Source organism: Mesorhizobium sp. P3_B5 (assembly GCF_056402815.1).
Genome location: NZ_JBFUGR010000016.1, coordinates 33,029 through 55,567, shown reverse-complemented (window position 1 = coordinate 55,567; position 22,539 = coordinate 33,029). Strand labels below are relative to the sequence as shown.

Sequence of the window (22,539 nt, the reverse complement as noted above, 5' to 3'; positions counted from 1 at the left end):
GGTCCGGCATGACCATGCCCCTCGACCGCAGGCCCGGCTTCGGCGTCTACATCCATTGGCCGTTCTGTGCGGCCAAGTGCCCGTATTGCGACTTCAACAGCCATGTCCGCCACCAGCCCGTCGACCAGGAGCGTTTTGCCCGCGCCTTCGAGACCGAGCTCAAGACCATGCGCGAACGCACCGGACCGCGCGACGTCACCAGCATTTTTCTCGGCGGCGGCACGCCGTCACTGATGAAACCGGAAACGGTGGCGGCGGTGCTGGACGCGGTGGCCAAAAACTGGACGGTGCCCGATGGCATCGAGGTGACGCTGGAAGCCAATCCGTCCTCGGTCGAGGCGGAGCGCTTTCGCGGCTATCGCGCGGCCGGCGTCAACCGGGTGTCGCTCGGCGTGCAGGCGCTGAACGACAAGGATTTGCGTTTTCTCGGCCGCCTGCACAATGTCGATGAGGCGCTGCATGCGATCGGGCTGGCGCGCGAAATCTTTCCGCGGCTGTCGTTCGACCTGATCTATGCGCGGCCCGGCCAGACGCCAGAGGCTTGGGCATTGGAGCTCGAACAGGCAATCGGCCACGCCGCCGACCATCTGTCGCTCTATCAGCTGACGATCGAGGAAGGCACGCCGTTCCACGCGCTGCATGCGGCAAAGAAGTTTGCCATTCCCGACAATGACCACGCCGCCGACCTCTATGCGCTGACGCAGGAAATCACCGCGGCGCACGGGCTGCCGGCCTATGAGATCTCCAACCACGCCCGGCCAGGCGCGGAAAGCCGGCACAACCTCACCTATTGGCGCTATGGCGAATATGTCGGCGTCGGCCCCGGCGCGCATGGCCGCTTCATCGAAAACGGCCGCCGCACAGTCACGATCGCCGAGAGAATGCCGGAGACCTGGGCCAATCTGGTCGAGGCCAAGGCTCATGGCGTCACCGGTGGCGAAATCCTGACCCGTTCGGAGGAGGCCGACGAGTTCCTGTTGATGGGCTTGAGGCTCGCCGAAGGCATCGACCTGTCGCGCTACGAAGCGTTTTCCGGACGCAGCCTGTCGACCGCGCGGCTGACGGTGCTGCAGGACGAAGGGCTGGTGGTGCCGATCGGCAATGCAAGGCTGCGCGCCACGGCCGCCGGCATGATCGTGCTCGACGCCGTGGTGGCGGATTTGGCGAGATAACCCCTTTGAAAAACGTGCTCTTCGTCTGCAGCCAGAACCGCTTGCGCAGCCCGACTGCCGAGCAGGTGTTTTCCAAGCGCCAGGATATCGAGGTGGCGTCGGCGGGAACCAACCACGATGCCGACACGCCGCTGACACATGAGCTGGTGGCGTGGGCCGACATCATCTTCGTCATGGAGAAGGCGCACCGCACCAAACTGCAGAAGAGATTCAGGAACAGCCTGAGCAAGGCCCGGGTGATCTGCCTCGACATCCCCGACGACTATGAATTCATGGATCTGGAGCTGATTGACCTGCTGAAGGCGCGGGTGTCCAGGTATCTCAGCTGACTAATGTCGCCTGGTGCGCAACACCTACGCGTTCGTCATCCTCGGGCTTGACCCGAGGATCCATGCCGCGACGTTAAGACATTGCAATGGTTCAGAATTCTGTTTTCGCTGCGCTCTTCGGCTGATGTCACGGAATGGATCCTCGGGTCTGCGCTGCGTCGCTGCGCTCCTTGCTCCGCCCGTGGATGACGAAGAGAGAATTGTCTGCGCCAATCGCGAAGGTTGCAGCAATCAGGCGTCGTGCTTGAAATGGCGCTTGGCGCGACCCTTCTCGGCATGCGCCTGTCCGGTTCGGGCCGGCTTGGCGTCGGCCTTGTCGCGGCGGACGCTGTTCTGGCCGCTTATCGGATGCGGCGGGACGCCTTCCCTGGTGGTTTTCGTTTCAAGACGGGTGATGAAAATATCGAAGCGATTGGGCATCGTCCGGTCAGTGCTCCGTCGTGCTGTCGGGTTCGTTGTTGGAAAGCCTGATCTCCGCTGCCGGAGCGCGCGGGACAGGCTTTTGCGACTGTCTGTTGCCTTTTTCGCTCGGCACGCTGTCCTTCGGCGCGGCAAAGCGCTTGCGGCCGGCATAGTAGGGCTCGAAAACGTCCTGGATCTTCAGGCTGTCCATCCTGTCCTCCTCCTCAGAGACTCAGGGGGTAAATTCGCCGGGCTTGGTTTCGTTCCCCACTGTGGCAAAGGCATGGCGGCCAGATTACATCGCGGTCACGTTTTGCAACCGGGCGTGCGCCGTGCCAAACAGGGTAAACGCATTCGAAATATCAGGGGCACTGGTGACCGGTGATACGGCAAAACGCAGCTATGTGATCGGGCAGACCGAGATATCAGTTCGGCCGCTGCAGCCGGCGCTCTATCTGGTGGCGACGCCGATCGGCAATCTCTCCGACATCACGCTGCGGGCGCTGGAAACGCTGGCCGCCGCCGACGTCGTCGCCTGCGAGGACACGCGTGTCTCGCGCGTGCTGCTCGACCGCTACGGCATTCGCCGCCGCACGTCAGCCTATCACGAGCACAATGCCGGCGAGGCCGGACCAAAACTGATCGCGGCCCTGCAGGCCGGGCAGAGCGTGGCGTTGATCTCCGACGCCGGCACGCCGCTGATCTCCGATCCCGGCTACCGGCTGGTCGGCGAAGCCATCGACCACGGCATTCGCGTCGTGCCGATCCCCGGCCCATCGGCACCGCTGGCGGCGTTGACGGCGTCAGGCCTGCCCTCCGACGCCTTCCTGTTCGCAGGGTTTTTGCCGGTGAAGACCGGGCAGCGGCTGACCAGACTGGAGACGTTCAAGGCAGTGCCGGCGACGCTGATCTTTTTCGAATCGCCGCGGCGGCTGGCTGAGACGCTTGTCGCGATGGTCGAGGTGCTGGGCGGCGAGCGGAAGGCGGCGATCGGCCGCGAGCTGACCAAGACCTTCGAAGAAATGCGCACCGGCACGTTGCAGGCACTGGCCGACCACTATGCGGCGGCCGACACACCGAAGGGCGAGATCGTCATCTGCGTCGGCCCCGCTGAGGTCAAGGCCGACCAACCCGCCGACATCGACCGGCTGCTGCTGTCGCTCGCCGCTGAAATGCCGGCCTCAAAGGCAGCGGCGGAAGCGGCGAAGATGACCGGCGGCCAGAAACAGGCGCTCTACCGGCGGCTGCTTGAACTTAAGGATGCCGTTGGAGAAGGCGACGGTGGCTGAGCGCCCGGCCGCCAGCCGCCAAAAGGCCTATCGGCGCGGCCATCGCGGCGAGTGGCTGGCGGCAGCGGCTTTGATGCTGAAAGGCTACCGGATTCTCGCCCGCCGCTACCGCACCAAGCTCGGCGAGATCGACCTGATCGCGCGGCGCGGCAATCTGGTGCTGTTCGTCGAGGTCAAGGCGCGGCGCACGCTGATCGAGGCCATGGAGGCCATCGCCCACGAATCGGAGCGCCGTATCGAAGGTGCGGCCGATCTCTGGCTGATGCGGCAGCGCGACTACGGGCGGCTTTCGGTGCGCTTTGATATGGTGGCCGTACTGCCTTGGCGCTGGCCGGTGCATGTCGAGAATGCGTTTTATGGGCGGAATTAGCTGAGGTCCGCGCCCTTCCTTCGTCATCCTAGGGCGAAGCAGTCGCGAAGCGACGTCGCGGAGACCCTAGGATCCATGCCGCGACGTCTAAGCGCTTCTGCGGTGCAGAATGTGGAGGATGAAGAACCACGGCTTGGCAATGTTTATTCTCGACCGCTGTGCTCCCCGATCGACGTCACGGCATGGATCCTCGGGTCTGCGCCGCGTCGCTACGCTCCTTGCTCCGCCCGTGGATGACGAAGTCGCGGAGGCCGCGGACCACTCCTCACCCCCAGATGAAAAGCGCCACCAGCCCGACTATACCAACCACCAGCCGCCACCAGCCGAACAGCGAGTAGCCGTTGCGCGAAACGTAATCGAGCAGGAAGCGGACGACGATCAGCGCGGTGATGAAGGCGGCGACGAAACCGATGGCGATGATCGGCAGGTCAGCGGTGCTCAGGACATTGCGGTTCTTGAACAGGTCGAAGGCGAAGGCGCCGACCATGGTCGGGATGGCAAGGAAGAAAGAAAACTCCGCCGCCGCACGCTTGTCGACGCCCAGAAGCAGCGCGCCGACGATGGTCGAGCCGGAGCGCGACGTCCCGGGGATCAGCGACAGGCACTGGAACAGGCCGATCTGCAGATAGAGCCGGGTCGGAAAGCGCTCGACGTCGCGGTAGACCGGCTTGAGGTTCATGCGATCGACCGCCAGCAGGATGACGCCGCCGATGATCAGCATGATGCAGATCAGCCGTGGCGATTCGAACAGCACCGTCTTGATGAAATCATGCGCCAGCGCGCCGATGATCGCCGCCGGCAGGAAGGCGATGAGGATGCCGATGACGAAATGCCGCGTCAGCCGGTCATGCGGCAGGTCGAGCAGCATCTGCCACAGGCGGCGGAAATAGACGCTGAGGATCGCCAGGATGGCGCCGAGCTGGATCAGGATCTCAAAAGCCTTGCCGGTCGAGTGAAAGCCAAGAAAATGGCCGGCGAGCAGGATATGGCCGGTCGAGGAGACCGGGATGAACTCGGTCAGCCCCTCCAGCAGGCCGAGCAACAGGGCTTCGACGATGGTCTGGCTTTCCATGGCAACCTCGGCATTGGCGTGAGCGCTTGAGAAAACGGCTTGCGAAAGGGCTTGCTTGTCACGGCGCGGAAGTCCCCCTATAGGTCGCAACACCCTGACGGCCCGGAATCCGGGCGGCCAAGACTTACCGGCGCCGCCGGCGATTCGCCAGTGCGCCTTATTATCGCGGGACCATGCTGACGCTTTTCCACCACCCGATGTTCGCCACCTGCCGCTTCGTTCGCCTCGCCTTCGGCGAGTATGGCGAGGAGCTGGCGCTGATCGAAGAAAAGCCGTGGACGCGGCGCAAGGAGTTCCTGGCGCTGAACCCGGCCGGAACCTTGCCGATCCTGCTGGCCGAAGGCGATGTGCCGATCGTCGGCGCCATGGTGATTGCCGAATATCTCGACGAGACGCGCGGCGTCTTGAAGCGCGACAAAAGGCTGTTTGCGGAAGACCCGATGGAGCGCGCCGAAATCCGCCGTCTCACCGACTGGTATCTCACCAAGGCCGAAGGCGAAGTGACAAGGCATCTGGTGCGCGAACGCGTGCTGAAGCCGGTCATGCCGGAAACGGCGGGCGGCGGCTCGCCCGATTCGGCGGCGATCCGCGCGGCCCGAGCCAACATCCGCCAGCATATGAAATATACCAACTGGCTGGCCGGCACCCGCCACTGGCTGGCCGGCTCAAGGGTGACCTATGCCGACCTCGCGGCGGCTGCAACACTGTCGGTGCTGGATTATCTCGGCGAGATCGACTGGCGCGAACACACCGCGGCGCGCGAATGGTACACGCGGGTCAAATCGCGACCGTCGTTCCGGCCGCTTCTGTCCGACCGGGTGCGCGGCCTGTCACCGGTGTCGCATTATGCGGACCTCGACTTCTAAGAGCGAAACCCTGCGCGCGCTGATCGACCGTGAAGCGCGGCGCGCCGGTTTCGATGCGGTTGCCGTCACCACGCCCGGCGCGATTCCGCTGGCGCCCGCGCGGCTCGCCGAATTCGTCGCCGACGGTTTTCATGGCTCGATGGGCTGGATCGCCGAGACGCTTCAACGCCGGGGCGAACCGACGGCGCTGTGGCCGGAGGTGCGCTCGATCGTGGTGCTGGCGATGAATTATGGTCCCGACCATGACCCGCGTGCGCTGCAGGCCAGGCGCGACCGCGGCGCCATCTCGGTCTATGCGCAGAACCGCGACTATCACGAGGTGATGAAAGGCCGGCTGAAAGAAATCGCCGGCAAGATCGTGGCGCGCGCCGGCGGCGACGTCAAAGTGTTCGTCGACACCGCCCCGGTGATGGAAAAGCCGCTGGCCGAAGCCGCCGGGCTCGGCTGGCAAGGCAAGCACACCAATCTGGTCAGCCGCGAGCATGGCTCCTGGCTGTTCCTCGGCACCATTTTTACCACGGCCGAACTCGAGCCCGACCGGGCGGAGATCGACCATTGCGGCTCCTGCCGCGCCTGTCTCGATGCCTGCCCGACCGACGCCTTTCCGGCACCCTACCGGCTCGATGCGCGGCGCTGCATTTCCTATCTCACCATCGAAAACAAGGGGCCGATCCCGCACGAATTCCGCGAAAAGATCGGCAACCGCATCTATGGCTGCGACGATTGCCTGGCCGCTTGCCCGTGGAACAAGTTCGCCAGAGTGGCCTCGGAGGCGAAGCTTGCCGCCCGCGCGGATTTGCGCGAGCCGCCGCTCGGCGAGCTGCTTAGCCTCGACGACGCGGCGTTCCGGTCTTTCTTCTCGGGTTCACCGATAAAACGCATCGGCCGCGACCGCTTTGTCCGCAATGTGCTGATCGCCGCCGGCAATTCCGGCGATTTTTCGCTTGTCGACTCCGTGCGAGCGCTGCTTGGCGATGCCTCGCCGCTAGTGCGGGGTGCTGCGGTATGGGCGCTGGCGCGACTTGTGCCTGAGAGCGAATTTGCCGACCGTGCCGCCGCTGCGATGAAAACAGAAAGCGAAGAAGCCGTGCGAAACGAATGGCTTCTGGCGTTGCCCCCTCCAATCGAGACGCATGCATGAGCCAAAAGCATTTCTTCATTTTCGGCGCCGGTTATTCGGGCAAGGCTTTTGCGCGAGGCAACGCCAATGACGACAAGATTTTCGGCACGACGCGCTCGACTGAAAAATTCGCGGCGCTGCGGCAGGCTGGCATCGAGCCGCTGCTTTTCGATGGCGCGCTGACACCGGAGATCGGCGAGGCGCTGAGGACGACAACCCATCTCGTCATCTCGGTTGCACCGGAAGAGGCCGGCGACCCGGTGCTGAATGCCGCGCGCGCAAGGATCGCGGCTGATATGCCGGCCCTCGCATGGATCGGTTATTTGTCCACCGTCGGCGTCTATGGCGATCATGGCGGTGGCTGGGTGGACGAAAGCGCCGCATGCCGGCCGGTGTCGAAACGGTCGGTGATGCGGGTCGCGGCCGAGCAGGACTGGCTGAAGCTCGGCCAGGATATCGGCCGGCCCGTCGCGATCCTGCGGCTGTCCGGCATTTACGGACCAGGCCGCAATGCGCTGGTCAATCTGGACAACGGCACCGCGCGGCGGCTGGTCAAGCCCGGCCAGGTGTTCAACCGTATCCATTGCGACGACATTGCCGGCGCGCTCTGGCATCTGGCGGAGAGCAATAGAGGTGGCATCTTCAACGTCACCGATGACGAGCCGGCGCCGCCGCAGGATGTCGTCACCTATGCCGCCTCGCTGATGGGTGTCGCCCCACCGCCGGAAATTCCGTTCGAGACCGCCCAACTTTCGCCCATGGCGCGGTCCTTCTATGGCGAGAACAAGCGGGTCGCCAATACGGCGATCAAGGCGGCGGGCTATCGCTTTCGCTTTCCGGACTACCGCACCGCCTTCGATCATATGTGGGCCAGCGGCGACTGGCGCGACGGCGAAGCGCGCAGCCCGATGAAGCGCTAGCGATCGAAGCGTCGTGCAAGGCATGATATGATTCGCCGTGGTCGCCTTAGGGCAACCTGGTTCAGGAATGCGGTGGGGTCCGGTTTCATGAAGACAGCGATGCGGCTCGGCAAAACGTCAATGCTAGCGGCGGCACTCGGCCTGCTCGCAGTGGCCGGGCTCGCCGCGCAGCCGGCGGCGGCCGAGGAGCGGGCAAAAGACCTGTTCGGCGCCAAGAAATTGCCGGCGGCGGTGGCGGCGCAATCGATCGGCTTCTATTCCAAGGGCTGCTTTGCCGGCGGCGTCGCCATTCCCATGGACGGTCCGAACTGGGAGGTGATGCGGCCTTCGCGCAACCGCCGCTGGGGCCATCCCGTCATGATCGCGCTGGTCGAAAAGCTGTCGCGCGACGCAGCGGCCGACGGCTGGCCAGGCCTGTTGATTGGCGACATTTCGCAGCCGCGCGGCGGCCCGATGATGACCGGCCATGCCTCGCACCAGATCGGGCTCGACGCCGACATCTGGCTGACACCGATGCCGGCGCAAAAGCTTTCGACCGACAAGCGCGAATCGATGAGCGCCACCTTGCTGGTCGACGAAAAGACGCATCTGGTGAAGGACGCGCTGTGGACGCCGGCACATATGCGGCTTTTGAAGCGCGCGGCGAGCTATCCGGAGGTCGAGCGCATCCTGGTCAATCCGGGGATCAAGAAAAAGCTCTGCGACACCGTCAAAGGCGATCGCAGCTGGCTGCAAAAGATCAGGCCGTTCTGGGGCCACGACTATCATTTTCACATGCGCATCGGCTGCCAGCCGGGCTCGCCCAATTGCAAGGCGCAGGAAGCCACCACGCCCGGCGACGGCTGCGACAAGTCGCTGGCCTGGTGGTTCACCGAGGAGCCGTGGCGGCCCAACAAGAACCCGGATGCGCCCAAGGCGCGCGACATTATGACGATGGCGAACCTGCCCAAGCAGTGCCAGGCGGTGCTCGACGCGCCGGCGCCGGCCTCGGCGGAAGCCGCCACCTATCATGGCGACGGCATGCCGATCGCTGCCGCGCCTGCTCTTGCAGATGCAGAGCCGGCTCCGCCAGCCGAAAGCCCAGGAACAGTTCTGCCGGCTTCGGCCAATGCCTTCGCTGCGACCCCCGAGATCCACATTCCGCTGCCGCGCCCGCGGCCGGGAAACTGACCTGTCAGCGGTCCCTGGCGAAATCCATTCTTTCCCTTTCCAAACTCATGCGCTAGTCAACGAAGAACGGTGCAACGCCGCCGGAACGGGGACGGACAAGGGCATGCCTAGCGTGAGTGACGACGATACTGTGCTGCGGTTTCCGATCCTGATCGGCGATATCGGTGGCACCAATGCGCGCTTTTCGATCGTGCTCGACGCGAACTCGGAGCCGAGCGAGCCGCAAATCGTGCAGACGGCCAATTTCAACACCATCGACGAAGCGATCCAGGCGGCGGTGCTCGACCGCTCGTCGGTGCGGCCGAATTCGGCGGTGCTGGCCGTGGCCGGCCCGGTCGACGGCGACGAGATCCAGCTCACCAACTGCCCATGGATCGTCAAGCCGAAGCAGATGTTTGCCAATCTCGGCCTGAGCGACATCGTCGTGCTCAACGATTTCGAGGCGCAGGCGCTGGCCGTCGTCGCGCTCGGCGAAGAGCATATGGAAAAGATCGGCGGCGGCACGCCGGAAGCCAATGCCGGGCGCGTGGTGCTCGGTCCAGGAACCGGGCTCGGCGTCGCCGGTTTGATCCATGTCCTCAATCACTGGATACCGGTGCCGGGCGAGGGCGGCCATATGGACATCGGACCGCGCTCGGCCCGCGATTTCCAGGTGTTCCCACATATCGAGAAGCTCGAGGGCCGCATTTCCGGCGAGCAGATCCTGTGCGGACGCGGCCTGGTCAACGTCTACCGGGCGGTGGCCAAGGCCGACGGCAAGCCGGCGCCTTTCACGACGCCGGCCGAGATCACCGCTGCCGCACTGGCGAAAACCGACCGGATCGCCGAAGAAGCGCTGTCGATGTTCGTCACCTGCCTCGGGCGCACCGCAGGCGACCTGGCGCTGGTGTTCATGAGCCGCGGCGGCGTCTTCCTCACCGGCGGCATCGCGCAAAAGATCGTGCCGGCCCTGAAAGCCGGCAATTTCCGCGCCGCTTTCGAGGACAAGGCGCCGCACAGCGAGCTGATGCGCTCCATGCCGGTCTACGTCATCACCCACCCGCTGGCGGCGCTTCTGGGGCTTGCCGCCTACGCCAGAAACCCGTCGCTGTTCGGCGTGCAGACCGCGGGACGGCGCTGGCGCGCCTAGACGCTCCCGTCGCGAGCATCATGTTTTCCAAAAACCGCTTCCGGCCTTTTTGGAACCGTGCTGCGGGCCGCGACGAAGTTTCGCCATAGGCAAGCCACGACCGGGGCGCTAAGAGGGGGGCCGAATTCCAGCCCGCTCTACCATGCGGAAACCGACGAAGCGCTGCAGATTTGACACTTCAAAGCCCAAACACGGCGAAAGCTCGGCCCGGCGAGGTCACGGCGGTGCTGCGCCGTATCATCGCTGAAAACGGCCGTGACCATCGCTGGACCTATGCGGTCGTCATCGTCTGCTCGCTGCTGGTTTCGGGCGCGACCGCCTTCACGGCCTGGGTGATGGCCCCGATGGTCAACGAGATCTTCTACGAGCGGCGCGCCGACTCGGTGCTCTGGATCTGTGCCGGCTTCATGGGTGCCTTCATCGTGCGTGGCTTCGCCGGCTATGCTCAGGCGGTGGGGCTGGCCACTATCGGCAACAATCTGGTCGCCCGCTACCAGAAACGCACCTTCGATCATCTGATGAAGCTCGGCGTCGACTTCTTCAACGACACGCGTTCCGGCCGGTTGGCGGCACAACTGGACGAAAATATCGGCGGCATCCGCGACCTGTTGTCGTTGACGTTGATTTCGATCACCCGCGACGCGGTTACGCTGGTCGGCCTCGTCGGCCTCATGGTTTACCAGGATCCGGTGTTGTCGCTGAGTTCGCTGCTGATCGGGCCGCCGCTGATCTGGGCCGTCGTCTACATCACCCGCAGGGTCCGCAAGATCAACCGGGAATCCGTGCTGATCAACTCGCGGCTGAGCGGGTCTGTCCAGGAGGCCACGCAAGGCATCGCCATCGTCAAGGCCTTCACCATGGAGGATGAGCTGGCACGGCGCATCGGCGTCATGGCCGACACGGCGGAGCAGCGCAGCAACAAGATTGCGCGCGTCTCGGAGCGGCTGTCGCCGATTTCCGAGATGCTTGCAGGTCTCGCGGTCACCGCTGTCATCGGTTATTCCGGCTATCGGGCACTGGTCCTCGGCCAGCCGCCGGGCGCGGTGTTTTCGTTCATCACCGCGCTGATCCTGGCCTATGATCCGGCACGGCGCCTGGCGCGCATGCAGGTCACGATGGAGCGCGCGCTGGTCAATGCGCGCATGATCTACGAGCTGCTCGATCTCGAACCGAAACAGAGCGACGCGCCAGATGCCGTCGAAGCGCGGATCACCACCGGCGAGGTGCGCTTCAACAATGTGACGTTCGGCTACAGCTCCGATATGCCGGTTCTGAGGGATCTGAGCTTCACCGCCGTCGCCGGCAAGGTGACGGCGGTCGTCGGCGCTTCGGGCGCCGGCAAGTCGACGCTGGTGGCGCTCTTGCAGCGCTTCTACGACGTCGACAAGGGCAGGATCGAGGTCGATGGCTGGGACCTTGCCAAGGTGACGAAGCGCTCGCTGCGCCAATCGATCGCCTATGTCTCGCAGGCGCCCTATCTTTTCGAAGGCACGATCCGCGACAACATCCGCTACGGCCGGCTCTCCGCCAGCGACGCCGAAATCGAACAGGCCGCGCAACAGGCCGCCGCCGACGAGTTCATCCGCCAGCAGCCGCAAGGCTATGACACGCCCGTCGGCGAAAACGGCGTGACGCTGTCGGGCGGCCAGCGCCAGCGCGTCTCGATCGCTCGCGCCATCGTGCGCAATGCACCGATCCTGCTGCTCGACGAGGCGACCTCGGCGCTCGACAATGAAGCGGAGGCCCGCGTCCAGCAGGCGCTGACTCAGGTCATGGAAGGGCGCACCACCATCGTCATCGCGCACCGTCTGTCGACCGTGGTCAATGCGGACCACATCATCGTGCTCGAGGACGGCCGGCTGGTCGAGGAGGGCACGCATGCTTCGCTGATGGCCGATCCGTACAGCGTCTATGCCCGGTTCCATCGCATACAGGGCATCGATGGCCTGGGACTTGTCGACGACAGCGCGACGACCCAAGGTGCGGTTGAGGATTTCGAGACGCAGGCCGGGAGCACGAGATGAGCGAGACGTCCGCAACCGGGAAGCCGGCAAGCGATATGGGCCTGGTGGTGGTGGGGGCGGCCGGCCGCATGGGCCAGACGCTGATCCGCGCCATCCATACGATTCCCGGCGCGCGCGTCGTCGGCGCGGTCGAGCGCACTGGGTCGCCCTATCTCGGACGGGATGCGGGCGAACTCGCCGGCATCGGCATCATCAATGTGGCGATATCGGACGATCCGTTGCCGGTGTTCGCCAGGGCCGATGGCGTGCTCGATTTCACTGCACCGGCGGCGACCGTCGAGTTCGCCGGCTATGCCGCGCAGGCGCGTATTGCCCATATCATCGGCACCACCGGCTGCTCGGCCGACGACAATGAAAAAATCGCAGCGGCGGCGCGCCACGCGACGATCGTCAAATCCGGCAATATGAGCCTCGGCGTCAATCTGCTGGCCGTGCTGGTGGAGCAGGCCGCGAAGGCGCTCGACGCCGACGATTTCGACATCGAGATCCTGGAAATGCATCACCGGCACAAGGTCGACGCGCCGTCGGGGACAGCACTGCTGCTCGGAGATGCCGCCGCCGCGGGGCGCGGCATTCCCCTTGCCGGCAACGATGTCAGGGTGCGCGACGGCCACACCGGCGTGCGCAAGCCTGGAACGATCGGCTTCGCCACTTTGCGCGGCGGCTCGGTGGTCGGCGACCACAGCGTGATCCTGGCCGGCACCGGCGAGCGCATCACGCTGTCGCACCATGCCGAGGACCGGGCGATCTTCGCCCGCGGCGCGGTCAAGGCGGCGCTATGGGCGCGCGCGAGGAAGCCGGGACTGTATTCGATGCGGGACGTGCTCGGGCTCGCCTGAGATTTCCATAAACTTGAAGGAGCGAAAATGTCGGGAACTCTCGTGCTCGTGCGCCATGGCCAGAGCGAATGGAACCTGAAGAACCTGTTCACCGGCTGGCGCGACGTCGACCTGACGGAACTCGGCCACAAGGAGGCCAAAGAGGCGGGCGCGAAGCTGAACGCACGCGGGCTGAAATTCGACATCGCCTTCACCTCGGCGCTGATCAGGGCGCAAAAGACCTGCCAGCACATTCTCGACGCGGTCGGCCAGAGCGATCTGAAGACCATTCGCGACCAGGCGCTGAACGAGCGCGACTATGGCGACCTCTCCGGCCTCAACAAGGACGACGCGCGCAAGAAATGGGGCGAGGAACAGGTGCATGTCTGGCGCCGCTCCTACGACGTGCCGCCGCCCGGCGGCGAGAGCCTGAAGGACACCGGCGCCCGCGTCTGGCCCTATTATCTGCACGACATGCAGTCGCATGTGCTGCGCGGCGGCACCGTTCTGGTGGCGGCGCACGGCAATTCGCTGCGGGCGCTGATCATGGCGCTGGACGGCAAATCCGGCGAGGAGATCGTCAAGCTGGAACTCGGCACCGGCGTGCCGGTGGTCTACAAGCTCAACGCCGATTCCACCGTGGCTTCGAAGGAAGTGCTGGAGGGCTGAGCCGGCTTGCCGACCGTGGCCTCAAAAAAGCGCGTTGACACTCATCGCTTGCCCGCTTACATGAGCCCGCACCAGCCCAGATGGCGGAATTGGTAGACGCGCACGGTTCAGGTCCGTGTTCCGCAAGGAGTGGAGGTTCGAGTCCTCTTCTGGGCACCATTTTTCCCGACTACCAACGGGATCAACACGTTAAGCAGAGTGCAGGACGTCGGAGCGGGTCAATGGGTCTCGATTTCGTTGTCTTCAAGCAGCTCGCGTCCTTAAAGGCGGAGTACGGCGCCGATTTGTCGCTGGCCGACGAGGAAACGGGTGAGGTCGACTTGGAGTCGCTGTGCCTGGATGACCCTTGGGCAGCGGCAGTGGCTCTCGATCATCGTGTTGGAAACATCAACACAGTCTATTATCTTCGAGATCTCGTTGCCGATATTCTGATGGATCCCGACTCTGCGTTGCAGACTCTGGTGCTCGACTCCCGCAGCCATCTGGGAGACGTGATCAAGGCGTCTGCTTTCGGCCAGCTCCGCAAGGAGCTCGATGCTCTTCGTTCCGTCGATACCCCCATAATCGTAGAGTTCGTCGCGGGGCTCGATGCCTTGATTGCGTGCGCCGAGCGAGAGGGCAACCCGATCGTCTTCTCTTAGATGGCGGTGCCGCCGCTGCGTGGCAGGGCTTGCGGTCTTCCAGCAGCAGCCGCCGCCCCGAGAATTGAACCCGTTGGCCCTCTTGCCTATAAGCGCATGTGGCCGGCCAGCGAGGATTTCTGTTGAGACTGTTTGGAAAGCTTCGCGCGAGAGCGGTATCGATTTCAGCGGCAAGCGCATACTCGACGCCGGCTGCAATGTCGGGATCGTTGCCTATGAGGTGGCGAAGGAGGGGCCGGCATCGATCCGCGGCGTCGACTATTTCCCTGACTTCATCGAAACCGCAAAACACGTGTTCCACGGCTATCGATCTCTCCCGCACCGCTTCGATGTGCTCGACCTCAGCAAACCGCGACGGGTCGAGCAGACGCTTGCGACCGAGTATGACATCGTCATCTTCTTGGCGGTGTGGCAGCATATTTACCAAAGGCATGGGGCGGGCGTGGCCGAGCGGGTAGCGGTCGATCTTGCCAGAAGATGCAAGGAGACGTTGATCGCCCGCACCGTGCCCCTTGCGCTTGCCGATGCCTTCTCCGGCATCATGCGACGGGAAGGCTTCGAGCTTGCCCGGGAATGGCGGGGCACAAAGTCAAAGAACGGTGACCGTATATTGGCGATCTACAACCGTGTTCATCCGCCGGTTTCGGATAGCGCAACACAATATCGCTAATCGGCCATCGGTGCTTGTATTCTCGACTATTCACTTTGCTCTGCGTCGACGCCAGTAGATCAAATGGCCGAGACTTCCCGATGCGAATGAGGTCAGAGCATCGGGCCGACACGCATTTGGTCGAATCGTGCACCAGCTCGTCGACAGGGATGATTGTTCGAATCGGCCTTGGTACGAAGTCTTAAGATGTCTCACCTAGGTTCGTCTTTGACTTCGAGAGCGCTGCCTTAAACAGATCTGCATAGTTTACATTGGCCAGTCAGACAGCGCTCCGCATCGGAATGGATGTCTCAGAATGCGCGACGTCACGCCTTCTCGACCGCACCCGAGAACCCTGGGATGGGTGGGCACGACAGCGCTCGCCATGGGCGGCAGCAATCAAAGCCTGTTTCTGATCACCGCCCTTTTCGTCGGCCAGGGGAACATTCCCGGCCAGGGAAGCGCCGCGGTTCCGTTGCTCTTCATTGGCCTGCTGCTTGGCTGGGCTGCCGCGCCGGCGTGGACCGAACTGGTTCTCATGTGGCCAAACCGCGTCGGCGGTATCTCTGCGGCGTGCGCGGAAGCTTTCAGGCCTTACAGTCCCGTCCTCTCGGCCTTGACGGGCACTTGCTATTGGTGGGGCTGGGTTCCGACCTGCGGACTGACCGCGGTTCTTTCAGCGTCTGCAATCCAGCAATGGTACTTGCCGGGCCTTCCCGTGGAGGCGGTCGCCTGCGGGCTCGTCGCATTCTTCGCGGCAGTCAATTTGTGCGGAATCAAGTGGGTGGTCCGACTGGCGATACCGGTCGCCACGGCCTCCGCAATACTGGCGTTTCTCTCGTCCCTTGTCCCGGTCATCAGTGGCGAAGTCGACTGGCGCAAGGCGACGGATTTTGCGCTGACCAGCCCGTTTGCCGGCCTGTTCGGCGATATCACGTCGGTGATGGCTGGGCTGTACCTGATCGGATTTGCAGCGCCGGCATTCGAGGCTGCAGCCTGCCATGTTGGCGAGACCGTCGATCCCAACCGCAACATTCCCCGGGCGATGTGGGCCAGCGCGGCAATGGCCGGCATCTATTTCCTTGTCCTGCCGGTCGTCTGGCTGGGTGTGCTTGGACCTGAGCCGCTCGGCACGGACCTCGCCATGGCTCTCGGGCCTACGTTTGCGCCCCTGTTGGGCGGTTTCGGCAAGGCGGCCGCCATCTGGTTCATCATGTTCAACATGTTCCATGGAACGTTGCAGCCATTGGCAGGCGCCGCGCGGACCCTTGCGCAACTGAGCGAAGACGGCCTGCTGCCGAGATTCCTGGCCAGCCGCATCTCGACAACGGATTGCCCATGGGCGGCAACGCTGCTCACCGCTGCCGCGGCAATCGGTTTCATGCTGTGCGGCTATCCGCTCTGGATGATTGCCGCAGCCAATTTTACCTACCTGATCAGCATCTGCATGCCCAACATCGCAGTCTGGCTCTTGCGCCGTGACCATCCCGATGCCGCGCGACCCTTCCGGGCTCCCAGAGGAACGATCGTCCTTGGCGTGGGCGCGGCGGCAGTATGGTTGTTGACCGCTATACTGGGCTTCCAGCAGTTTGGCCTTCCGACCGTCCTGTTCGGTCTGGCGTTGGCCTATTCGGGTGCTGCGCTTTACGCCTGGCGCGCCATGGAGGATCGCCACGCACTGGGTCTATCCTTGCTGCCGCATACGCTTCACCTGAAGCTTACCGGGGCCATGCTTTTTGTGCTCGTGCTTGACGGTGCCGGCTATTTCCTGGCGATCGGCAGCGTTCCCAACATCGACGCTCCCCTGATCGCCGCGCTGGAGGACATTTTTGTCGTTGTCGCGTTGCTGACCATCAGCGTCGGTCTGGTTTTGCCGGGAATGATCACCCATTCGGCAACCGAGGTGAGCAACGCAGCGAAGCGTTTGACATCCGGAACGCTGAAGGACTTCTCTCTCGCCATGGCTGCCCTGGGGCGTGGAGACCTTGCTGCAGCGCACGCCTCCGTGAACATCATGCCGGTGACTGTAAACTCTCGCGACGAACTCGGAGAGATGGCCGAAAGCTTCAACCAGCTGCAGGACAAGGTGAGGGAAGCCGCCCACGGCCTGGACGACGCGCGCGAGAATATGAACCTGGCGCGCACCGAACTCATGGCACGGCACGAGGAAATCGCGCATCTCGCGCACCACGATCCGCTTACCGGTCTGGCGAACCGAACTGCGCTTGCAGGGCACCTGGCCACCACGATTGAGCGGGCGAGAGCAACGCACGCCAGCTTTGCCGTGTTCAGCATTGACCTTGATCATTTCAAAGAGACCAACGACGTTTTTGGGCACGCGGCCGGCGACGATCTCCTGTGCACCATCGCCCGGCGCCTTCAATCCGCGGCGCCGGAGGCGTTTATCGCCCGCATGGGCGGCGACGAATTCACTCTTGTCCTGGCGCTGGATGAACGACCCGCGGGGGCAAGGGAAGTCGCCGATCGTCTGTTCGAAGCGGCGGCAGGCGAATTCGAAATACGGGGCCAGCACATTTCAATCGGGCTGAGCATCGGCGCGGCGATCTATCCGAGGGACGGAGACAATGTCGCATCGCTCATGGCAAATGCCGACGCCGCCCTCTACCGAGCCAAGGCAGATGGTCGCCGAATGCTGCAATTCTTCGATCCGGAAATGGATCGGCGACTAAGAGAGCGCTACGCCCTGCAGCAAGATTTGCGATCGGCGGTCGCGCGTGGAGAACTTGTGCTCCACTATCAGCCGCAAGCCCGGATAGACGGCGAAATCTTTGGTTTTGAGGCACTTGCCCGTTGGCACCATCCAAAACACGGGCTCGTCTCGCCGACCGCGTTCGTACCCCTTGCCGAACAGGATGGCACGATCGTTGAAATAGGGGAATGGACGCTAAGGCAGGCATGCAAAGACGCCGCCTCCTGGGCCACACCCCTGCAGATCGCCGTCAATCTTTCCCCGGTGCAATTCCGTTTCGGGGACCTGGTGGGTCTCGTTCATTCGATCCTCTACGAGACCGGCCTTACGCCCGGACGCCTTGAACTGGAAATCACGGAAGGGGTTCTCATCCGCGATCGGGCAACCGCATTGTCGGTTTTGCGGCGACTGAAGGCGTTGGGCGTCAGGATCGCCATGGATGATTTTGGCACCGGATATGCCTCACTGTCCTCGCTACAGGCGTTTCCATTCGACAAGATCAAGATCGATCGCAGTTTTGTTTCGGGTGTCAGTTCGAATGTCCAGTCGGCCGCCATCGTGCGCACGATACTCAGCCTGGGCTCTGCGCTGGCCCTGCCTGTCATCGCAGAGGGCGTTGAAACCGAAGACGAGCGTGTTTTCCTGATGAAGGAAGGATGTCCGGAGATTCAGGGATATCTGGTGGGGCACCCGCATCCAATAGCGCTCTACAAGGATGTGACGGATGGCTTATCCCCTGGATCTGCCTTGGGAGATTCCGCGGGATCCTCCGCTGCAGCCCAGGCGTTTGGCGTGACAGGATAGTCTTGGGCGGAGATCGTGGCTTGCGCTGTCGGCCGCGTCATCGATCAGGCTCGCCCCTGATCTGCGCGGCAGATCAAACGGCCAGCTTGCGCGCGGCCTCGATCGAAGCCTCCGCTATGATATCGAGCGCGCCGAACTGCTCGTAGAAATTGAGCCCGAACTGCTCTTGCATCTCGCGCCCGGTCGTTCCGCACAGCATCCAGCTGTTGCCGGATGGATTGATTTCGATCAGTTGGAGATTGCCGGTCGCTTCGTCGCGCAGGATGTCGACACCGAGCGAGGGAATGGTCGGGAAGACGGCATGTGTCTGGACAGCAAGGTCGAGCACGTCCGGGTCCACGGCAAGGGCGACGGTGCAACCCTTGGCCGAGGCTATGATCGATTCCCCCTGGCCATGCCGGAACCCGTCGGGACTCTCCAGCGGGGTGAAATCCTTCCTGCCCTCGTACTGGAGGGACATCAGCGGCCTGCCGAGATAGGTGAGGACGCGGTAGGCCTTTGGCCAGCGCCCGGTATGGACATAGCGCTGGGCAAGCATCGGCGAGCGTCGTCCCGCATGCTCCTCGGGATACTCCACTGGGTCGGTGTAGCGGACGCGGCCGGTCTTGGTGATGCGCACGAACGCGCCGCGCGCGCCTCGCGACGGCTTTACCACCACATACGGCCCCCAAACCGCCGGATCGAGTTTGGTCCCGGGCACGATCTCCACCCATTTGGGAACCGGCAGTCCCGCTGCCTCGAGAACGGCAAGCTCCCTGATCTTGCCCATATGCTGATGAACGAGCCGCGTTCCGCGCAACGGCCGCAGCCATTTCAGCCTGTCCATTTCGATGGAAAGGGTTGGCCGCATCGCCAATGCCGCGGTGGGCAACGGCGTCAGCACGGAAGCGGTCGACAGAACACTGACTCTGATCTCCGGCGCGCGCGCCGAGATCAAGGCGCCGACCTTGCGGAAATCGTCGATCGCTTCCTTCTTGGGATAGCAGTAGAAAGCCAAGTTGGACTGGGCCATGCTGGGTTTCGTCCGGAAAAATCGTAAGCTAGAAGACAGATCGCGCCCGCTTCAAGTAGCAAGGAATAGCTTTGCTGCGCCAACGCAATCTCTGCCAGCCCTGAAATAGCAGGACAATCCGTCATCGAGGGTCCTGAAGGAAAAGCCTTCTAGGGTGGGGGTCTACCTTCGCAAGAATCCAAATCCGATTACCTCGCCTCGCGGCTAGGCCCTGAACAAACCACTTCAAACCCGGCGGCCGCTTCGGTACGGTCAAAGCCATGGCTCAACCCACCAACCCGACCGTCACCCGTCGCGACCAGATGTTTCCCATCCTGGCGGAGGCTGACATCGAGCGCATGCGCCGTTTTGGGCAAGCCAGCGCCTATGCCGCAGGCGAGCCGATCGTCAAAGCCGGCGATGTGGCGCCGGGCCTGATCGTCATCCTGTCGGGCAGAGCGGACATTACCCAGGGCGGTGAGTTCGGGAAGCGCGAGACCATCGTCACCCACGGCCCGGGCAATTTCCTCGGCGAACTGGCCCAGCTTTCGGGACGGCCGTCGCTGGTCAATGCCGAGGCGATCGAGCCGGTGGAGGCGTTCGTCATCGCGCCGCAGCGACTGCGCGACTTGATGGTGCAGGAGGCAAATCTCGGCGAGCGCATCATGCGGGCCCTGATCCTGCGCCGCGTCGGGCTGCTGGAAAGCGGCAGCAGCGGGCCGATCATCATCGGACCCGCCGGCAATGGCGACACGCTGCGCCTGCAAGGCTTTCTGGCGCGCAGCGGCCAGCCGCACCGCGCACTCGATTCCGACACGGATCCGTGCGCGACGACGCTGATCGAGCGGTTTCAGGTCGACCCTCATCATCTGCCGATCGTGCTGTGTCCGAACGGAAAGCTGCTGCACAATCCCGGCGAGAATGAACTCGCCCGCTGCATCGGCCTGCTGCGGCCGATCGATGCCAGCAAACTCTACGACGTGGCCATTGTCGGCGCCGGACCGGCGGGGCTGGCGGCGGCGGTCTATGCGGCGTCCGAAGGGCTGTCGACGATCGTGCTCGACTGCCGCGCGTTCGGCGGACAGGCGGGCGCCTCCTCGCGCATCGAAAACTATCTCGGCTTTCCCACCGGTATCTCGGGCATGGCGCTGATGGCGCGCGCCTACAACCAGGCGCAGAAGTTCGGCGTCGAGATGGTGATACCCGACGAGGCCAAGCTGCTGAGTGCTGCCAACGACCTGACCGGCGCCCGCTACAGGCTCGATGTCGGCGACGGCGAGAGCGTGCGGGCGCGCACGGTGGTGATCGCCAGCGGCGCGCGCTACCGCCGCCTCGCCATCGCCAACCTGGCGCAATTCGAGGGCACGTGCGTGCACTATTGGGCCTCGCCGATCGAAGCGCGGCTGTGCGGCGGCCAGGAAGTGGCGCTGGTCGGCGCCGGCAATTCGGCGGGGCAGGCGGCGGTCTATCTGGCCAGCCATGTCAGGAAGGTGGCGCTTTTGGCGCGTGGCGGCAGTCTGGACGCCACGATGTCGCGCTACCTGGTCGAGCGCATCAGGGCCCAGCCCAACATCGAGGTGCTGACCGAGACCGAGATCGAGGCGCTGGAAGGCGATCAGGGCAATCTCGGCAGCATTCGGTGGCGCAACCGCGCCAGCGGCGAGGAAACGACGCGGCCGATCCGCCATCTCTTCCTGTTCATCGGCGCCGACCCGAATACGGACTGGCTGGCGCACTGCAACGTGGCGCTGGACACCAAGGGTTTCGTGCGCACCGGGACGGACATAGGATCGGGCCTGATGGAGACCAGCCGCAGCGGCGTGTTTGCCATCGGCGACGTCCGCTCCGGCTCGGTCAAACGCGTCGCTGCCGCCGTCGGCGAAGGCGCCCAGGTGGTGGCGGCACTGCACGCATATCTCGCGCAAAACGGCAGCCAGGCCGTGGCGCCCGAACTGGCCAGGAGAAACTGATGGCGGATGAATGCAGACATGCGCATGACATCAAGGATGTGACGCCGAGCGCGCTCGGCTGCGAGGAATGCCTGAAGAGCGGCTCGTGGTGGGTGCATCTGCGGCTCTGCCGCACCTGTGGCCATGTCGGTTGCTGCGACGACTCGCCCAACCGCCACGCGACCAAACACTTTCACGCCACAAGCCATCCAGTCATCGAAGGCTACGATCCGCCGGAGGGTTGGGGCTGGTGCTACATCGACGAGGTCTTTCTCGACCTCGGCGAGCGGGTCACGCCGCAGAACGGCCCGATCCCGCGATTTTATTGAGGTAGCGTTGGAAGCCGGCCGTTTATCGCACGGAGCCGGTGACGGTCCGGTCGATGGCGTCGGGATTGCGTTCATTGCCGGCAAGGGCCGCTATGAGCAGCAGGCTGGCAACCACCGGCACAAACAGGATGGCAACGCGGGCTTGCACATAAAAAATGGCGCGCCATTCGCTGCGCTTTTCGGGGCTGTCGTCCATCGTACTCACTCTGTCATGCCCCCCAGGGCGTGACATAGCGGCGAACGGTTAAACAACCCCTTCCGAGTTTGTTAACCCGGCGATTTTGAAACCCTCGCAACCCTGCGGTCAGACGGGCAATGCGAACAGCCTGCCTCCGGCGGCCACGACATCATTCACCCCCGCCAGCCGCAGGCAGTGCCAGGCCATGGCGTGGTTGCTGGAGGTGGCGGGAATGCCGATGCGTTTTTCCAGTCCGGCCACCGCTTCGGCGATGCGCAAGCTGGTGCAGGAGATGAAGATCGCATCGACACCCGGCGTCGCCGCCATGCGCTCGGCGGCGGCCTCGATCGAGGCGACCGAGATACGGGCGGCTTCGCGATCGTCCTGCCGGTCGAAGGTGGCGACGGCGGCTATGTCGAGGCCACGGCCGGTGAAATAGGCAACGAGGCCTTCATTGATGCGGGGCGAATAGGGCGTCAGCAGGCCGATGCCCTTGACGCCGAGCGCCCGGAAAGCGGCAAGGGCCGCGGTGACCGGCGTGGTGCAGGCGATGCCGGGCCGCGCCTTCCTGATTTCGGCGAACACCGCCTCCTCGCCGAGCGTCATCGTCGCCGAGGTGCAGCCGAAGCCGACGACGTCGAGCGGGATGCCGGGCAGGATGAGGTCGACGCATGGCGCGATCCTCGGGCCGATCGCGCGCAAAGTGTCTGGGGTGATGTCGTGGTCGTTGAAGACGCGGGCTTCGTAAAAGGCGACCCCGGGGATGTGTATGAGAGCGCGGAATTCATGCTCCAGCGTCTGGTCGGTGGCCAGCACGGCAAGGCCAATCGCCGCGCGTGACGCCAGGCCGCCGTCGAGGTCTGACGGCAGCACGCCAAGGTCGACCGGTCCGGAGGCGGGACGTCTAGCAGCAACGTTAGGAGACATAGCGTTCCCTT

23 protein-coding genes and 1 tRNA gene are annotated in these 22,539 nt (G+C 63.9%); 18 read left to right on the top strand and 6 right to left on the bottom strand.

The features are described from left to right. Positions 1-8: 8 nt before the first annotated feature. The gene (gene hemW / locus AC1DVW_RS26525) at positions 9-1,172 is read left to right on the top strand and encodes a radical SAM family heme chaperone HemW (RefSeq protein WP_477327072.1); all 1,164 of its coding nucleotides are present in this window, start codon (positions 9-11) and stop codon (positions 1,170-1,172) included. A 5-nt stretch (positions 1,173-1,177) separates the two neighbouring features. Beyond that, positions 1,178-1,501: a low molecular weight protein tyrosine phosphatase family protein gene (locus AC1DVW_RS26520; RefSeq protein ID WP_477327070.1), complete on the top strand. Its 324-nt coding sequence runs from the start codon at positions 1,178-1,180 to the stop codon at positions 1,499-1,501. Between the two features lie 231 nt (positions 1,502-1,732). On the opposite strand, the gene AC1DVW_RS26515 is transcribed toward AC1DVW_RS26520, so the two are convergent. Together AC1DVW_RS26515 and AC1DVW_RS26510 are read right to left on the bottom strand one after the other, a co-directional pair. Then, positions 1,733-1,921, bottom strand: coding sequence for a hypothetical protein (locus AC1DVW_RS26515; protein ID WP_477327068.1), 189 nt, complete (start codon positions 1,919-1,921; stop codon positions 1,733-1,735). 7 nt (positions 1,922-1,928) lie between these two features. Beyond that, positions 1,929-2,114 carry a hypothetical protein gene (locus AC1DVW_RS26510; protein ID WP_477327066.1) on the bottom strand — a complete coding sequence of 62 codons (186 nt, stop codon included), beginning with the start codon at positions 2,112-2,114 and terminating at the stop codon, positions 1,929-1,931. A 163-nt stretch (positions 2,115-2,277) separates the two neighbouring features. On the opposite strand from AC1DVW_RS26510, the gene rsmI reads away from it, so the two are divergent. Both rsmI and AC1DVW_RS26500 read left to right on the top strand, forming a co-directional pair. Next, positions 2,278-3,192 (top strand): 16S rRNA (cytidine(1402)-2'-O)-methyltransferase, encoded by a 915-nt coding sequence (gene rsmI, locus AC1DVW_RS26505; protein ID WP_477327109.1) that lies wholly within the window; start codon positions 2,278-2,280, stop codon positions 3,190-3,192. Continuing rightward, positions 3,185-3,562 (top strand): YraN family protein, encoded by a 378-nt coding sequence (locus AC1DVW_RS26500; RefSeq protein ID WP_477327064.1) that lies wholly within the window; start codon positions 3,185-3,187, stop codon positions 3,560-3,562. Before rsmI ends, AC1DVW_RS26500 begins: the two co-directional genes overlap by 8 nt. Positions 3,563-3,827: 265 nt before the next feature. On the opposite strand, the gene AC1DVW_RS26495 is transcribed toward AC1DVW_RS26500, so the two are convergent. After that, the gene (locus tag AC1DVW_RS26495; protein WP_477327062.1) at positions 3,828-4,634 is read right to left on the bottom strand and encodes an undecaprenyl-diphosphate phosphatase; all 807 of its coding nucleotides are present in this window, start codon (positions 4,632-4,634) and stop codon (positions 3,828-3,830) included. Between the two features lie 173 nt (positions 4,635-4,807). Here AC1DVW_RS26495 and AC1DVW_RS26490 point away from each other — a divergent pair, with 173 nt between their 5' ends. The 12 genes from AC1DVW_RS26490 to AC1DVW_RS26435 all read left to right on the top strand — a co-directional run bounded on the left by AC1DVW_RS26490 (position 4,808) and on the right by AC1DVW_RS26435 (position 18,154). Beyond that, the gene (locus tag AC1DVW_RS26490; RefSeq protein ID WP_477240230.1) at positions 4,808-5,500 is read left to right on the top strand and encodes a glutathione S-transferase family protein; all 693 of its coding nucleotides are present in this window, start codon (positions 4,808-4,810) and stop codon (positions 5,498-5,500) included. Then, the gene (gene queG, locus AC1DVW_RS26485) at positions 5,481-6,641 is read left to right on the top strand and encodes a tRNA epoxyqueuosine(34) reductase QueG (protein ID WP_477327060.1); all 1,161 of its coding nucleotides are present in this window, start codon (positions 5,481-5,483) and stop codon (positions 6,639-6,641) included. The genes AC1DVW_RS26490 and queG overlap by 20 nt, the downstream gene beginning before the upstream one ends. After that, a complete protein-coding gene (locus tag AC1DVW_RS26480) occupies positions 6,638-7,540 on the top strand; it encodes an SDR family oxidoreductase (RefSeq protein WP_477327058.1) in 903 nt (300 codons plus the stop codon). The genes queG and AC1DVW_RS26480 overlap by 4 nt, the downstream gene beginning before the upstream one ends. 87 nt (positions 7,541-7,627) lie before the next feature. Next, positions 7,628-8,710, top strand: coding sequence for a penicillin-insensitive murein endopeptidase (gene mepA, locus AC1DVW_RS26475; RefSeq protein WP_477327056.1), 1,083 nt, complete (start codon positions 7,628-7,630; stop codon positions 8,708-8,710). A 103-nt stretch (positions 8,711-8,813) separates the two neighbouring features. Then, positions 8,814-9,839 (top strand): glucokinase, encoded by a 1,026-nt coding sequence (locus AC1DVW_RS26470; protein ID WP_477327054.1) that lies wholly within the window; start codon positions 8,814-8,816, stop codon positions 9,837-9,839. 170 nt (positions 9,840-10,009) lie between these two features. Next, positions 10,010-11,863, top strand: coding sequence for an ABC transporter ATP-binding protein (locus AC1DVW_RS26465; protein ID WP_477240220.1), 1,854 nt, complete (start codon positions 10,010-10,012; stop codon positions 11,861-11,863). Next, complete coding sequence (dapB, locus tag AC1DVW_RS26460; RefSeq protein WP_477327052.1) at positions 11,860-12,702, top strand: 4-hydroxy-tetrahydrodipicolinate reductase; 843 nt, start codon at positions 11,860-11,862, stop codon at positions 12,700-12,702. Before AC1DVW_RS26465 ends, dapB begins: the two co-directional genes overlap by 4 nt. A 27-nt stretch (positions 12,703-12,729) precedes the next feature. Beyond that, on the top strand, positions 12,730-13,350 hold the full coding sequence (locus AC1DVW_RS26455; RefSeq protein WP_477327050.1) for a 2,3-bisphosphoglycerate-dependent phosphoglycerate mutase: 621 nt from the start codon (positions 12,730-12,732) through the stop codon (positions 13,348-13,350). Between the two features lie 74 nt (positions 13,351-13,424). After that, positions 13,425-13,509, top strand: a tRNA-Leu gene (locus AC1DVW_RS26450). A gap of 62 nt (positions 13,510-13,571) precedes the next feature. Continuing rightward, positions 13,572-13,991, top strand: coding sequence for a hypothetical protein (locus AC1DVW_RS26445; protein ID WP_477327048.1), 420 nt, complete (start codon positions 13,572-13,574; stop codon positions 13,989-13,991). 19 nt (positions 13,992-14,010) lie between these two features. Continuing rightward, positions 14,011-14,661: a class I SAM-dependent methyltransferase gene (locus tag AC1DVW_RS26440; RefSeq protein ID WP_477327046.1), complete on the top strand. Its 651-nt coding sequence runs from the start codon at positions 14,011-14,013 to the stop codon at positions 14,659-14,661. 295 nt (positions 14,662-14,956) lie between these two features. Further along, positions 14,957-18,154 carry an amino acid permease gene (locus tag AC1DVW_RS26435; RefSeq protein WP_477327044.1) on the top strand — a complete coding sequence of 1,066 codons (3,198 nt, stop codon included), beginning with the start codon at positions 14,957-14,959 and terminating at the stop codon, positions 18,152-18,154. Between the two features lie 73 nt (positions 18,155-18,227). Here the strand turns inward: AC1DVW_RS26435 and AC1DVW_RS26430 are convergent, their stop codons facing one another. After that, positions 18,228-19,166 (bottom strand): ATP-grasp domain-containing protein, encoded by a 939-nt coding sequence (locus tag AC1DVW_RS26430; RefSeq protein ID WP_477327042.1) that lies wholly within the window; start codon positions 19,164-19,166, stop codon positions 18,228-18,230. A gap of 260 nt (positions 19,167-19,426) precedes the next feature. Between AC1DVW_RS26430 and AC1DVW_RS26425 the strand changes: the two genes are divergently transcribed. Further along, positions 19,427-21,115 carry an FAD-dependent oxidoreductase gene (locus tag AC1DVW_RS26425; protein ID WP_477327040.1) on the top strand — a complete coding sequence of 563 codons (1,689 nt, stop codon included), beginning with the start codon at positions 19,427-19,429 and terminating at the stop codon, positions 21,113-21,115. Next, entirely contained in the window at positions 21,115-21,423 is a 309-nt protein-coding gene (locus AC1DVW_RS26420) for a UBP-type zinc finger domain-containing protein (RefSeq protein ID WP_477270123.1), read from the top strand. The genes AC1DVW_RS26425 and AC1DVW_RS26420 overlap by 1 nt, the downstream gene beginning before the upstream one ends. Positions 21,424-21,445: 22 nt before the next feature. Here the strand turns inward: AC1DVW_RS26420 and AC1DVW_RS26415 are convergent, their stop codons facing one another. Both AC1DVW_RS26415 and AC1DVW_RS26410 read right to left on the bottom strand, forming a co-directional pair. Continuing rightward, positions 21,446-21,619: a hypothetical protein gene (locus AC1DVW_RS26415; RefSeq protein WP_477270125.1), complete on the bottom strand. Its 174-nt coding sequence runs from the start codon at positions 21,617-21,619 to the stop codon at positions 21,446-21,448. A 108-nt stretch (positions 21,620-21,727) separates the two neighbouring features. Further along, on the bottom strand, positions 21,728-22,528 hold the full coding sequence (locus tag AC1DVW_RS26410) for a maleate cis-trans isomerase family protein (protein ID WP_477327038.1): 801 nt from the start codon (positions 22,526-22,528) through the stop codon (positions 21,728-21,730). Between the last annotated feature and the right edge of the window lie 11 nt (positions 22,529-22,539).

What these genes read in the sequence shown, in the direction of transcription:
- hemW (WP_477327072.1), top strand. Translation starts at nt 9, where the DNA reads ATGACCATGCCCCTCGACCGCAGGCCCGGCTTCGGCGTCTACATCCAT.
- AC1DVW_RS26515 (WP_477327068.1), bottom strand. Translation starts at nt 1,921, where the DNA reads ATGCCCAATCGCTTCGATATTTTCATCACCCGTCTTGAAACGAAAACC.
- AC1DVW_RS26510 (WP_477327066.1), bottom strand. Translation starts at nt 2,114, where the DNA reads ATGGACAGCCTGAAGATCCAGGACGTTTTCGAGCCCTACTATGCCGGC.
- AC1DVW_RS26495 (WP_477327062.1), bottom strand. Translation starts at nt 4,634, where the DNA reads ATGGAAAGCCAGACCATCGTCGAAGCCCTGTTGCTCGGCCTGCTGGAG.
- AC1DVW_RS26490 (WP_477240230.1), top strand. Translation starts at nt 4,808, where the DNA reads ATGCTGACGCTTTTCCACCACCCGATGTTCGCCACCTGCCGCTTCGTT.
- queG (WP_477327060.1), top strand. Translation starts at nt 5,481, where the DNA reads ATGCGGACCTCGACTTCTAAGAGCGAAACCCTGCGCGCGCTGATCGAC.
- AC1DVW_RS26480 (WP_477327058.1), top strand. Translation starts at nt 6,638, where the DNA reads ATGAGCCAAAAGCATTTCTTCATTTTCGGCGCCGGTTATTCGGGCAAG.
- mepA (WP_477327056.1), top strand. Translation starts at nt 7,628, where the DNA reads ATGAAGACAGCGATGCGGCTCGGCAAAACGTCAATGCTAGCGGCGGCA.
- AC1DVW_RS26470 (WP_477327054.1), top strand. Translation starts at nt 8,814, where the DNA reads ATGCCTAGCGTGAGTGACGACGATACTGTGCTGCGGTTTCCGATCCTG.
- dapB (WP_477327052.1), top strand. Translation starts at nt 11,860, where the DNA reads ATGAGCGAGACGTCCGCAACCGGGAAGCCGGCAAGCGATATGGGCCTG.
- AC1DVW_RS26455 (WP_477327050.1), top strand. Translation starts at nt 12,730, where the DNA reads ATGTCGGGAACTCTCGTGCTCGTGCGCCATGGCCAGAGCGAATGGAAC.
- AC1DVW_RS26445 (WP_477327048.1), top strand. Translation starts at nt 13,572, where the DNA reads ATGGGTCTCGATTTCGTTGTCTTCAAGCAGCTCGCGTCCTTAAAGGCG.
- AC1DVW_RS26435 (WP_477327044.1), top strand. Translation starts at nt 14,957, where the DNA reads ATGCGCGACGTCACGCCTTCTCGACCGCACCCGAGAACCCTGGGATGG.
- AC1DVW_RS26430 (WP_477327042.1), bottom strand. Translation starts at nt 19,166, where the DNA reads ATGGCCCAGTCCAACTTGGCTTTCTACTGCTATCCCAAGAAGGAAGCG.
- AC1DVW_RS26425 (WP_477327040.1), top strand. Translation starts at nt 19,427, where the DNA reads ATGGCTCAACCCACCAACCCGACCGTCACCCGTCGCGACCAGATGTTT.
- AC1DVW_RS26420 (WP_477270123.1), top strand. Translation starts at nt 21,115, where the DNA reads ATGGCGGATGAATGCAGACATGCGCATGACATCAAGGATGTGACGCCG.
- AC1DVW_RS26415 (WP_477270125.1), bottom strand. Translation starts at nt 21,619, where the DNA reads ATGGACGACAGCCCCGAAAAGCGCAGCGAATGGCGCGCCATTTTTTAT.
- AC1DVW_RS26410 (WP_477327038.1), bottom strand. Translation starts at nt 22,528, where the DNA reads ATGTCTCCTAACGTTGCTGCTAGACGTCCCGCCTCCGGACCGGTCGAC.